Annotated in this window: 10 protein-coding genes; 5 read left to right on the forward strand and 5 right to left on the reverse strand. The window is 35.8% G+C overall.

Annotation, left to right across the window (positions count from 1 at the left end):
- Position 1 precedes the first annotated feature (1 nt).
- Entirely contained in the window at positions 2 to 3,112 is a 3,111-nt protein-coding gene (locus ND812_RS01240) for an efflux RND transporter permease subunit (protein WP_265373921.1), read from the forward strand.
- Here ND812_RS01240 and ND812_RS01245 read toward each other — a convergent pair.
- Entirely contained in the window at positions 3,061 to 3,867 is an 807-nt protein-coding gene (locus ND812_RS01245) for a dienelactone hydrolase family protein (RefSeq protein WP_265373922.1), read from the reverse strand. The two genes, ND812_RS01240 and ND812_RS01245, sit on opposite strands and share 52 nt — an antisense overlap.
- Positions 3,868 to 4,239: 372 nt before the next feature.
- Between ND812_RS01245 and ND812_RS01250 the strand changes: the two genes are divergently transcribed.
- On the forward strand, positions 4,240 to 5,952 hold the full coding sequence (locus tag ND812_RS01250) for an acyl-CoA dehydrogenase family protein (RefSeq protein WP_265373923.1): 1,713 nt from the start codon (positions 4,240 to 4,242) through the stop codon (positions 5,950 to 5,952).
- A gap of 94 nt (positions 5,953 to 6,046) precedes the next feature.
- Here ND812_RS01250 and ND812_RS01255 read toward each other — a convergent pair whose 3' ends face one another.
- Positions 6,047 to 7,228: a fatty acid desaturase family protein gene (locus ND812_RS01255; protein ID WP_265373924.1), complete on the reverse strand. Its 1,182-nt coding sequence runs from the start codon at positions 7,226 to 7,228 to the stop codon at positions 6,047 to 6,049.
- A gap of 41 nt (positions 7,229 to 7,269) precedes the next feature.
- Entirely contained in the window at positions 7,270 to 8,355 is a 1,086-nt protein-coding gene (locus ND812_RS01260; protein WP_265373925.1) for a flavin reductase family protein, read from the reverse strand.
- 154 nt (positions 8,356 to 8,509) lie between these two features.
- Here ND812_RS01260 and ND812_RS01265 point away from each other — a divergent pair, with 154 nt between their 5' ends.
- A complete protein-coding gene (locus ND812_RS01265; protein ID WP_265373926.1) occupies positions 8,510 to 9,127 on the forward strand; it encodes a TetR family transcriptional regulator in 618 nt (205 codons plus the stop codon).
- Between the two features lie 51 nt (positions 9,128 to 9,178).
- Here the strand turns inward: ND812_RS01265 and ND812_RS01270 are convergent, their stop codons facing one another.
- Both ND812_RS01270 and ND812_RS01275 read right to left on the reverse strand, forming a co-directional pair.
- A complete protein-coding gene (locus ND812_RS01270) occupies positions 9,179 to 10,984 on the reverse strand; it encodes a PAS domain S-box protein (protein WP_265373927.1) in 1,806 nt (601 codons plus the stop codon).
- Between the two features lie 452 nt (positions 10,985 to 11,436).
- Positions 11,437 to 11,841 (reverse strand): 6-carboxytetrahydropterin synthase, encoded by a 405-nt coding sequence (locus tag ND812_RS01275; protein WP_265375884.1) that lies wholly within the window; start codon positions 11,839 to 11,841, stop codon positions 11,437 to 11,439.
- A 65-nt stretch (positions 11,842 to 11,906) separates the two neighbouring features.
- Between ND812_RS01275 and ND812_RS01280 the strand changes: the two genes are divergently transcribed.
- Positions 11,907 to 12,128, forward strand: coding sequence for a DUF1858 domain-containing protein (locus ND812_RS01280; protein ID WP_012390037.1), 222 nt, complete (start codon positions 11,907 to 11,909; stop codon positions 12,126 to 12,128).
- A gap of 141 nt (positions 12,129 to 12,269) precedes the next feature.
- Complete coding sequence (locus ND812_RS01285) at positions 12,270 to 12,686, forward strand: DUF2721 domain-containing protein (RefSeq protein ID WP_265373928.1); 417 nt, start codon at positions 12,270 to 12,272, stop codon at positions 12,684 to 12,686.
- Positions 12,687 to 12,756: the final 70 nt, after the last annotated feature.

Below are 12,756 nucleotides of genomic sequence, written 5' to 3' on the forward strand. Positions count from 1 at the left end.
TATGGAATTTTTAACTAAAATTGTATCTTTCTCACTGCATAATCGCTTATTAATCATACTATCTACCATATTACTGGTATTTGGTGGCTTTTTCTCACTAAAACATTTAAAAGTTGATGCTGTTCCTGATATAACAAATGTTCAAGTTCAAATCATTACAACGTCTCCTTCTTTATCTACTTTAGAAATCGAACAATACATTACCTTACCTGTTGAACGTGCAATCACGGGAATTCCAAACTTAACTGAAGTTCGATCGGTTTCTAGATACGGATTTTCTTTGGTAACCGCAGTTTTTGCAGATGGAACAGACTTATGGAAAAGTAGACAATTAGTTAGTGAAAAACTAACTGAAGCATCTGAAAACATTCCTGCTATATATGGTAAACCAGTAATTGGACCAATCACAACAGGATTAGGAGAAGTATTTCAATTTACAATCGAAAGCCAATTCCATACTCAAATGGAGTTAACAACCTATTTAAATTGGTATATCAATCCCGCCTTAAAGACAGTTCCAGGTATCGTGGAAGTGAATAGTTTTGGAGGCAAAACAAAACAATACCAAGTCATAGTTGATTCATTAAAAGCAGCTTCTTTGGGAATTTCTTTCAACCAAATTATCACTGCAATCCAAGCCAATAACCTATCAACGGGTAGTGGTTATATTGAAAAATCAAATGAACAACTTATCGTTGGTAGTGATGGGCTTTTAAAAACAATCACGGATTTTGAAAAAATACAAATCGGTAAAATGAAAGATGGTTTTCCCATCTATTTGAATACCGTTGCAAAGATTGTCGAAGGCCCACGTTTACGCAAAGGTGCAGCTACTTCTTCTGGAAAATCAGAGGTTGTAGGGGCCGTAACTTTGATGTTACTCGGAGAGAATTCCTTAGAAGTAACAAAATCTGTAAAAGAAAAAATAACACAAATTGAAAAAACCTTACCTACAGGAATGAAAATAAAACCTTATTATGATCGTTCCATCATGGTATCAAATACATTAAAAACAATTGTATGGAATCTATCGGAAGGAGCACTGCTTGTTATCATTATTTTGTTTTTAATGATAGGTGACTTTCGATCTGGACTCGTTATTGCATCAGTCATTCCACTGGCGATGCTCATTGCGATTTCCTTAATGTTCGTAAGGGATTTACCAGCCAACTTAATGTCTATGGGGGCAATTGATTTTGGTTTAATTGTCGATGGTGCAGTCATTCTAATCGAAAACTCACATAGAAGATTAGGTTTAAGAGTAAAGGAGCTAAAACGATCGTTAACACCTATCGAAAAAAGAGATACAATTCTTGAAGCAACGATTGAAGTTAGGAAAGCAACAATTTATGGCGAAATTATCATTGGAATCGTTTATATACCAATTCTAACACTCAGTGGTACAGAAGGTAAAATGTTTATACCAATGGCAACTACAGTATTATTTGCTTTGATTGGTTCCTTTATCCTTACTCTCACAATCATACCTGTTCTAGCATCCTTCTTTTTGCATTCAGACATTAAAGAAGACTCCAAAACTGCTTTTTTCCAAAAAATTCAAAATTGGTACATTCCAAAACTTGAATATTGTTTCAAAGATACAAATAAAATCATGTATTCTACGATCAGTATTTTTATTGTCTCAATTTTTCTCTTCTTTCGATTAGGTGGAGAGTTTTTACCGAAACTTGATGAAGGAAACTTACTCATCGAAATTAGTCGTTACCCATCCACTACTTTAACTGAATCATTGGCTTCTTCTACAAAAATTGAATCTGCAATCTTAAAAGGAATTCCTGAAATTACTGAAATTGTATCAAGGACTGGTTCTCCTGAACTCGCAATTGAACCAATGGGTGTCGAAAAAACAGATATGTATTTGGACATGAAACCAAGATCTGAATGGAAACAATCAAAAGAAGATATTGAACACAAGTTAGAGGAGATTATCCAACGAGTTTCGCCACAAGTTGCTTATGGTTTATCACAACCGATTGAAATGAGAAATAATGAAATCATGGCGGGCATTCGAGCAGATGTTGGAATTAAAGTTTTTGGTGATGATTTGGTAATACTTAAATCAATTGCAGAAGATATCTCATGCCATATTAAAAACATCGAAGGAGTTGCCGATTTAAGAATCGAACAATTATATGGTTTGGAGTATCTCAGGATTAAACCGAATCGAGAAAAATTGGCTCGATACAACTTAAATATTACAGATATCAATCGCATTACTGAATCATTTTCATCTGGTGTACCAGCTGGGATCGTTTATGAAGGTATGAAACGATTTGATATCGTAGTAAAAACAGATATCAATTCTGATCCTGAACAAATCAAATACACCCCTGTAAATGTAGGACAGAATCAATTTGCACCATTCCATGAACTGGCAGATATTAAGATCGAAGATGGTCCAGTTCAAATTTACCATCAAAACCAAAACCGTTACGCACTAGTGCAATTTAATATCAGAGGTAGCGATATGGTTTCAACGGTAGGAAAAGTGAAAAATGTATTAGCCGAAAAGATAAAATTTCCTGCAGGTTATCATTTTACTTTAGGTGGAGAATTTGAAAAATTTGAATCGGCAACCAATACTTTGTTAGTTGTGGTTCCAATCACACTATTGATAATTTTTTTGATTTTATACTTTGCATTTAACGAAGTTATGTCAGCGTTTATCATTTTTCTCAATGTTCCATTCGCCATTACTGGAGGAATTTTGGCATTGTATTTAAGAAATTTACCATTCAGTATCTCTGCTGGTGTTGGATTCATTGCTCTATTCGGTATCGCAGTCTTAAATGGTTTGGTATTAATTAGTTTTATCAAATCGCTTGAGCATCATGGTAAAAAATTGGAAGATGCAATTAAAGAAGCAGCGATTTCTAGGCTTCGACCTGTTCTGACTACAGCACTCCTTGCGTCCATTGGATTTATTCCAATGGCAATTAGTACATCACCAGGTGCCGAAGTACAACGACCATTGGCAACTGTCGTGATTGGAGGGTTAATCACTGCAAGTGGATTAACCCTATTCGTTTTACCGATTGTTTATTTAAAGTTTTTTGCGAAAAAGTCTTTCATACTTTCGAAAGAAGCGTAATCTGCTTTTTCATTGTAAGCTAGACCAGGTAATCCATGTTTTTCAGCACCTGGTCGAGTGAAACCATGAACTGCGCCTGGATGTGAAACAAACGTTACTGGAGCCTTTGCTTCGGTAATTGTTTTTACAAACGTTTCTACAACATTTTTTGGTATAAAAGGATCATCTGCTCCATGGTGAACTAAAACTTTACTTTTAATTTTTTTAACACCAGTTGCTAAATTTTTGCTTCCTAACATTCCATGAAAAGAAACAACTCCACCTTTCAGATCAGCGCCATCTAATGCAAGTTCAATGACACCGCCTCCACCAAAACAATATCCAATCGCACCAATTTTAGTAGAATCAACATTTGGATTTGATTTTAAAATATCGATTGCTTTGTAGATTTTTTTAAGGAGAACTTTTGGATCACCATTTGCACTTGAAAGTTTTCCCGCTTCCACATGGTCTTTTGCGAGAATCCCTTTTCCATATACGTCCATAACAAAAGCAACATAACCTAAATCTGCTAATTGTTTTGCTCTTTGTTTTGGATACTCATTGACACCCCACCACTCGTGAATCACGAGAATTCCAGGTCGTTTGCCAGTGATACTTGAATCAACAGCCATAAAACCTTCGTATGTCTTGCCATCCAATTTATATTCCAACGGACTCAAAGTGACAGTTGATTTGACTGGCAGTTCAGAAGTCGGTAGTGAACTACACTGGAACGCCAACATCATTGCTAATATGGAAAGGAACAGTTTCATAAATCTCCTTTTGATCCTTGAAATGGATTAGAATCCAAAGATCAACTTTTCCAATCTTAGATATAAACTGAGGTGATGAAAGTAGAAATTTTATCTGATTCAATACATAAATTGATATAAATTTTGTTGCTTTTGGGATTCTCAAATAAAAGTATTTGGATCCTTTCCCATTTCAGTATATTTTTTTAACTTTCGATTTACTATTTTTCGACAATTTCTCCCACACCCAAGAAACCGATCGGTCTACTTTATTCATTTCCGCAGAGAACCGATCGGTTCACAAAACTTTCAAAAATGATATTTTTTTGTTAGTTGGTTTTTTTTTATCGCAAGACCTTGCTTCGTTTTATCTTTTTGACCTGAGGATAAAAAATGATCCAAAATAATTACTTCCAAAGCAACGAAGACTTAAAAGAACATTTCTATGATTTAATTAATTGGAATGAAATTGTACCTATATACGAAAATCAGTTCTCCGATGCGAAACTTTATGAATCTACAAAAAATATCAGATTAGAAATGGCTCCGACATCTGTCGAAGAAGCAATCGCTTATTATGAAGAGATACTCAAGTCTTGTGGTGAAATTAGTGGAATGTATGTCTCACAAGTTGCCTCTACAGTTGATGCAAAAGGCTTAAAATTTGAAAATGGAGATGTGGTCCATCCAAAAGAGATGGTCGATGTCATTCAAATGTATCATGATGCTGGACTAGGACCTGCTGCCTTTAAACGTAAATATGGTGGACTTGGAGTACCAAGTATCATCAAAGCGATGATCGCAGAGATCATGTACCGATCTGATAGTTCCATCACCATTGCTGTTGGTAGTATGGGACTTGCGGCAATCTTAGAAGTATGTGCATCAGAGGAGATGAAACAGGAATGGATTCCAAAACTCATTTCAGGTAACTATACAGTCACGATGGGGTTATCAGAACCTGACTTTGGTTCCGACTTACCCAATATCACAACCAAGGCAGTAAAAAATGGAGAAGAATGGTTACTCAATGGTACCAAACGTTTCCAAACTGTAGCTTGTGGTATCAATGGAAGCCCTGGCATTACACTTACATTAGCAAGAACAGGTACGCAAGAAAGTGGAGCAAGAGGTTTATCTTTTTTTATTGTTGAAAACAAAGATTACCAAATCCAAGGGATCGAAAAAAAATTAGGGATCAAAGCATCTGCCACTTGCGAAACTGTATTTGAAAATAGCAAAGGCCATTTAGTTGGAAAAGAAGGTTTTGGTCTTGTAAAATATGTGATGGGTATGTTAAACGGAGCTCGACTCAGTGTTTCTTCTCAAGGAACTGGAATTGTAACAGCAGCATTTGAAGAAGCACTGAAGTATGCAAACGAACGAATTCAATTTGGAAAGCCAATTTATGAAATCCCAGCTGTAAAAAGAATGTTAGATCGTATGGAGAGAGAACTTGCTGGTATGCGTTGTCTCATGGTGGAAGCTGCCTATTCTGTTGATAAATATTATTGGTATGAAGATGGCCGAGAAGTTTCAACGGAAGAAAGTAAAACAGCAAAATTTTGGGAGAAAGTTGCGAACACACTCACACCAATTTCCAAGTATTATAACTCAGAAATGTGCAATGACTTAGTTTATGACGGATTACAGGTATTAGGTGGATCAGGTTATACAGAAGATTATGATCTTTCAAGATTATATCGCGACGCAAGGATTACAAATATTTATGATGGAACTACACAAATACAAGTAAATGCAGCAATCGGTGGAATTACGTCTGGGATGAGTGGAACGGGAACGTTTCGTGCTTATTTAGACCATTTAGCAAAAGGTTCAGAAGGAAACAAATCACTCTCTGAGATACGGAATCTTTTTGAATCGGTAGTTGATACTTTCAAATTGATCCAAGACCAGGGAACAAAAGAAGCGTATAGTTTTGAAGTCGTTGAATCAGCAGCTCGAGTGGTGATCGGATACTTAATGGAACGAAGTAAAAACAAATCAAAATCTAGAAAAGAACTTCGAACAAAATGGTGCAAAGAATTTCACAATGACAGTTATGCGATTCTTACAGCCAACCATATCAAATTAAAATCGGCATAAAAAAAAGGGCCCTCCATGATAGAGGGCCCACGAGAAAGGAAAGGAATGGTCTTCCTCCATTGCGACGGGGAGGAAAACCAAAAGATTGTTCAGATTAAGTGAGTGATATTGTTTTCTCTTCTGTTGGAAGAGAAACTTGGAAACTTGGTTGGCTTAAAACGATGGAAGGTTCTAAATACTTCTTACGTTTCCCCATAACCTTATTTGCAATGTGATCAGGGAATGAATAGGCAATGATTCGTTTCCATACAGATCCAAATTGTTTCACAAAACTTCCAGTGTTATAGTGTTGTCCATACTTTGCACAAATTTCTTTTAATCTTGGTGCAACTTCACGGTAACGTTTTGCTGGCATATCAGGAAACATATGGTGTTCGATCTGATGGCTCAAATGACCTGTCATTGTATAAAACAAATTATTTCCTTCAAGATTAGAAGAACCTTTCAATTGTCTTAAATACCATTGTGCTTTTGTCTCACCTGCTATTTCTTCAGTGGTAAAGGATTCTGCGTTTTCAGTAAAATGTCCGCAAAAAATCACAGCGTAAGTCCAAAGGTTTCTGATTAAGTTTGCTAATAAATTTCCTAATATAACTTTTGGAAAATTTAAACCAGCAAGTGCAGGAAACAAAATATAATCTTTCAACATTTGAAGTTCAATTTTCTTAAAGAAAACTGCTTTGTAATCTTTCAAAGTTTTTTTCTTTCTTAACTTTTTAGGAGTCTCTAAGTATTCAACTCGGTAACCATGTGCACCGATTCCCCATTGGAAATTTAATGCTAAGAATAAATTTGTAAAAGGTTGTGTTAGGTGGACTGGTTTCCACTTTTGACCTTCTGTTAATCTTGTAAAATTATACCCATAGTCATGATCTTTGTTCAAAACATTGGTATAAGTATGGTGCATATAATTATGGTAAAACTTCCATTGGTGTGCATTACAAACGATATCCCACTCAAAGGTTCTGGAATTAAACTTTGGATCGTTCATCCAATCATATTGTCCATGGAGAACGTTATGACCTAACTCCATATTATTAATGATTTTGGAAATTGATAACAACAATGTTCCAGCCACAAAGGAAATTGGTTCGAAACTAAAGTGAATCAATCCTCTTCCTAAAACTTCAGTGTATCTGTATGTTTTATAGATAAATCGGATGTGATCTGCATCTTCCTTTCCTACTTTTGCCATCACTTCTTCTCGAAGTGAATCAACTTCTTTTCCAAATGCTTCTATTTCTTCTTTGTTTAATTTTTTGCTAATCGTTCTCATTTTATTATCCTATGATAAATTCTTTTCTTAATTGTCTTAATTTAAAGTTCGAGTTCCAAATTGGATTCAGCTCGTGACACACAGATTTGAATATTTTCTTCACCTAACTGTGATTTTTCACCGTTTGATAAATCTGTTACGGAACCAGCCTGTTTTTTACATACACATGTATGGCAAATCCCCATACGACATCCACTTTGAGGGTAAATTCCTTGTTCTTCGAGTTCATCAAGGATGGAACGTTCACCTTTTACTTGGATGGTTTTGTGACTAAGAGACAAGTATACATCTACGGTTCCCTCTTTTTTCACATTTGTAAGGTTTTGACCTGGTAAGAGGAAAAGTTCAGATTTTACAGGTAAACCTTCCAAAAGGGAAAGTGCTTTTGTTTGCATTGGTGATGGACCACAAACATAAACAGATGTCGATTTTAGATTCGGAACATACTGATCCAAAATTTCTTTTGTTAAAAAACCAGAAACATAACCTTCTTTTGGAACATCAGAAAGTATGTATTGTACGGTTAACCATTGATTGTTTTTTTCTAATAAATCAATTGATGATTTTAGTATGATATCGTCTACCGAACGAACAAAATACAATAGTGTCACTTTGCCGTTATAGTTTAATGCTTGTAAGTCTTTTAAAATCGAATGGATGGGAGTGATTCCACTTCCACCTGCTAATAAAAGTAATTCTTTTGGAAGTTCTTTGGAGAGAACAAATTCGCCTGAAGCTTCTCCTAAGTCTAAAATATCTCCCTTCTTAGTGTTTTGATTCAAAAAGTTTGAAACCAAACCACCCTTTTGGCGTTTAACAGTGATTTGTAAATATTTTTCATTTGGATGAGAAGACAAAGAGTAAAACCGAGTAACTCGTCTTCCAGCAATTTCAACTGTCACAGGAACGTGTTGGCCAGATAAAAAACCTTTCCATAACCAGTTTGGTTTTAAGACAAAAGTTTTTGCATCAGCTGTTTCTTCTTTGATGTCGATTACTTTTGCTTTTGTTGTAGTGACAGAAAACCTAGGATTCAATTCGCCTAGGAGAAAATCTGCCCACTCTTTCGGTTGAAGGAAGTTTAGAAATTCCTTCGGTTGGTTGTAGATAAAAGGAAATGTTTTCATTTTCGCCTCTTTTTCGCTTTTAAGTGAACACGTGTTCACGGAGTTATCTAATAGTGTTAACTTACAACGTTCAATATGTCAACCCAAATCAGGCAAATTTTCCTTGCTTTTCAAAAAAAAGTGAACAATCGTTTACTCAGTTTATCACCCCAGTATGAACAAACGCGACACTCAAAAGCAAAAAACCCACTCTCAACTTCTGGAAAGTGCCCTACAATTGATGGGAGAAGAGAAAGGATTGGGTGATTTGAGCCTACGAGAGGTCACTGCACATGCTGGAATTGTTCCGGCAGCGTTCTACCGCCACTTTAAGTCCATGGAAGAATTAGGGCTGCATTTAGTGGAAGAATGTGGGGAAAGGATCCAACTCATTGTCGGTGATGCCAGAAACAAGGGAGCCTATCGTTCGGCACTACAACTCACCATTGGGTATTTTTTTGACTACGTGACCCATAACAGGTCCTTGTTTCGGTTCATTGCCAGGGAAAGGACAGGTGGGAATCGTAAAATTCGTGAGAACATTCGGGAAGCCATGCGGAGGATTGCCCATGAATTGGCCAAGGACATGCGAATGCCCAAATTGATTTCGATGGATGATACATTATTTGCTTCGGAACTCATTGTGAGTATCTGTTTCCAAATGGCTTCTGATTATTTGGATTTAGAAGATGATGCACACTCAGAGATGAGAAAGTTAAAATTACAAACGATCAAACAAGTCCGTCTCGTGTTCATTGGAACAATCCGCGGTAGAAAACAAAGGAACAGATGAGTTTCTAAAACAAAAAAGAATTCAGATCGAACTTACGTAAAAAGGCATCAATTATTCTTTGTTGTGTAATGGAAAAGATATGATGATGTTCAAACCTTCTCCTTTTTTGGAAACCGAAGAAAAAACACCTTTGAGTTGAGAAGTCAAACTTCGGATAAGCTCGTAACCAAAATGATTTCCTTTTTCAATATTGACTGATTCTGGTAATCCAACTCCATCATCTCCAACTGTTAACATGACATTTTGATTAGAGATAGACAAATGGATTCGAATATCTCCACCTTTCTCATTTGGATAAGCATACTTTAAGGCATTTGTCAAAAGTTCATTTAAGATCAATCCTAATGGCAGAGTACGTTTTAGGTCTAACCGAATGTCTTCCAGTTTCACATCAAAACGAATTTTACTTGGATTCAGAACAAAAATATCATGCAAACTGTAAACTAAGTCTTCAATGTATTTACGAAGATCAACAGATTCCAAGTCTTCTGATTGGTATAAATTTTCGTATACCTTTGACATCGACATGATCCGTGACTGTGCATTTAAAAAAGATTGTTTCGCGAGTTCATTTTCAACTTTAAAAGATTCTAGATTGAGTAATCCAGAAATAATCGCCAAAGTATTTTTCACGCGGTGTTGTAATTCTTTTAACAGAACATCTTTTTCTTCGAGTGATTTTGCTAATTTACCTTCAATATCCAAAATCTTAGTAACATCAAGATTAAACCAAAGGATAAATCGTTCCCCTGCAATTTCAATTGCCTGGCTAAAAACAAGAACTTCATGATGGACTCCATCCGAGTGATGGATTGACATTCTTTCCCCTGACAAACGACCATTTTCTCTATAAATTTCGTTTAATTTCTCAATTTGAACAGGATTACTCCAGGCTTTAAACTCATCTGTTTTGCGACCTATCACTTGTGATTTTTGAAAGCGAAAAATGGATTCCATCGCAGGGTTGATATCGAGATAGGTTCCATCTTTTATGGTAGAGATAGCCATTGCAATTGGGCTGAGTTGGAACACTTTTGCATATAGACTTTCACTATCTTTGGGTGGAACAAGAACTGGAGTCTCTGGATTCTCTCGAAAAACAATTACAATCCCATTTAAATTTTTGTTTGAATCTAAAATTGGAGAAATCGTTTCTGTAACGTTTATTTCTCGACCTTTACTTGAGATGATGATTAAATTATTTCTTCTTTTCGATTCTAAAAATTGATCGTTCTCATTATTAAATGAATAAGAAACGCGCATACGTGATTCTGCTTGTACCAAAAACAAAAACGAAGACAAATCCTTATTCATCAATTCGTTCTTATGGTAACCTAACATATTTAAGGCTTTTTCATTAATTTCCCTGATTTTTCCTTCTGGAGTTAAAACAATAAGTCCATCACCCATTGCTTCAAACGTAATCCTAAGTTCTTTTTCTCGGAATGCCAAACTTTGTTCTGCCGCATGAAGTTTTAGAGCAGACTTAATCATACATTCTAAAATGTCAGGGCTTGTAATTTTGGGAATAAAACCATAATGTTTTAAGTCAGCCACTCGATTTAAAATTTTTTGGTCAGAATATCCGCTCACAAATAAAATAGGAACTTCTTTGATTTCTAATATTTTTTTGGCTAATTGGATTCCATCTAGCTCATCAGATAAATTAATATCCATTAGTATCAGATCAACTTCTTCGTCGGAAGAAATACAATCAATTGCATCCAAAGCATTGGATACATGTTGTACGGAATAACCTTTGATTTTAAGGAATTCTGCCTGTGAGACCGCCAAAATCGCCTCATCCTCAACAAGGAGAATGTGACCTAAACTATGTTTGATCTCGGTGGTTGGCATTGGTGGTACGGGTTCTACCGAAGCTTAAAATTAGCCCTGGGAATTGCAATCTAATATAGATTAAAAAAAAATCAAAAAAAAACGTACGATATGCAATAAATCGAAATCAGTCAAAAAGATCGTTAGTCCAAGACCGAGTTTATAAAATATGTTAGGTGGGATGAAATCAAATGGAATTGAATTTTTTTGCTATTCAATTAAGAAACAAACCAATAGAATTCAGTCATTTGAAGCGTTCACTATTGAAATGTTTTTGCCTGGAAATGAAAGTAAATTGATTCCCCAATGATGAGATGATGTTAGTTGGCCAATTTTAAATTTCTAATAGGAGAACAATTCAGTTTTGAACCTGATGACCAACTACAAAACTTCTCAAGTCTTTTGCGTAATTAGGTAAATCTTTGCTTTTGGAATGGTTAAAATGCATTCACCTAACTAAAATCTATGTGAAACTAGGTTTCCGGTTCATAAAATGCTAAATTTTCTGGTCCTTCATGGATGACAATCCTACGAATTTTTCCCTCTGATTCCTTTACTTCCTTCTTCAATCCAGAATAAAACCATCGTGCAACATTTTCTGATGTGGGATTGATCCCTTTAAAATCGGGGTGATCGTTGATGAGGATATGGTCGATGGAATGAACGAGTTCCATCAGTTTGTTTCGAGCGGTCAAAAAATCGTAAGAAATTCCATCTGCACGGATGTTCGTTTTTCCTTCTAAAAACACTTCTACTTTCCAGGAATGGCCGTGGATTGGCTCGTCAGTGCCATCGGCAAAGTACTGGTAGAGGAAATGGGCGGACTCAAACCGACCTTCAATGCGGACATAAAATTTCCCGTTTTCTTGGGTAAACATTCCATTGACGAATAGAACGTAGTCCAATATTTGTATAGTAAATTCCTCTCGAGGGCTCAAAGAAGATGACTGAATCAACAAAACCACGCTTTTTTAAAGAAATGACCGTAGGCGAAGCAATTGCCATCCATCCGGAAGCGGGGCTTGTTTTCTCAAGTTACCACTTAGGTGGATGTTCCCACTGTTCCATCAATGAAGTGGAAACAATTGAACAAGTTTGTATGGGATATGGAGTGGAAGTAGACACTCTCATTGACTCATTAAACAATTTGTTTGCTGAAGAGTAGTCACAAGTACTCTGTTTGGGTCGATCCCATCGGCCCCAATCCTACTTTGGTATCAGTTGGTGTGAGATGAATTTACACCAACCTTGATCCTTACCACCAACCTTTCTTTTAACGTTACAAACTAAACTCGTACGGAATCACTTGGATAATTTAACATACAATATACCTGGATTGTTGTTTCCTGCAATTTCACTTCTCATGTTAGGATTTACCAATCGATTTTTTGGGTTGGCCAGTTTAGCAAGACAACTCTTAGCAGAATATGAAACATCCAAATCTGAAGTTCTGATCAAACAAATTCAAAATTTACGCTTTCGAATTTCACTTATTTTATATTCTCAGAGTGCAGGAATTTTGAGCTTAATCCTCTGCACTTGTTCCCTTGGGATGATTCCGTTTTATAACTTGGTAGCCTGGATATTCTTTTCAGTATCTTTATTTTTTATGATCGTTTCATTACTACTAGCATTGATTGAAATACAAATGTCAGTGACCGCTCTTGATATTGAAAGTGAATCGATTTTAGGAAAAATTTCTGGATTAAAAAATGAGAGATGATGCTCGAATCGACTCAAGAATCAGAAAGTTTCAAAGTAATGTTACATACCATCAAAATTAAAATGATAGC

It is taken from the genome of Leptospira limi (assembly GCF_026151395.1).
GTDB lineage: Bacteria > Spirochaetota > Leptospiria > Leptospirales > Leptospiraceae > Leptospira_A > Leptospira_A limi.

Coding starts and splice junctions, on each gene's coding strand:
- ND812_RS01240 (WP_265373921.1), top strand. CDS start 2: ATGGAATTTTTAACTAAAATTGTATCTTTCTCACTGCATAATCGCTTA.
- ND812_RS01245 (WP_265373922.1), bottom strand. CDS start 3,867: ATGAAACTGTTCCTTTCCATATTAGCAATGATGTTGGCGTTCCAGTGT.
- ND812_RS01250 (WP_265373923.1), top strand. CDS start 4,240: ATGATCCAAAATAATTACTTCCAAAGCAACGAAGACTTAAAAGAACAT.
- ND812_RS01255 (WP_265373924.1), bottom strand. CDS start 7,228: ATGAGAACGATTAGCAAAAAATTAAACAAAGAAGAAATAGAAGCATTT.
- ND812_RS01260 (WP_265373925.1), bottom strand. CDS start 8,355: ATGAAAACATTTCCTTTTATCTACAACCAACCGAAGGAATTTCTAAAC.
- ND812_RS01265 (WP_265373926.1), top strand. CDS start 8,510: ATGAACAAACGCGACACTCAAAAGCAAAAAACCCACTCTCAACTTCTG.
- ND812_RS01270 (WP_265373927.1), bottom strand. CDS start 10,984: ATGCCAACCACCGAGATCAAACATAGTTTAGGTCACATTCTCCTTGTT.
- ND812_RS01275 (WP_265375884.1), bottom strand. CDS start 11,841: ATGTTTACCCAAGAAAACGGGAAATTTTATGTCCGCATTGAAGGTCGG.
- ND812_RS01280 (WP_012390037.1), top strand. CDS start 11,907: ATGACTGAATCAACAAAACCACGCTTTTTTAAAGAAATGACCGTAGGC.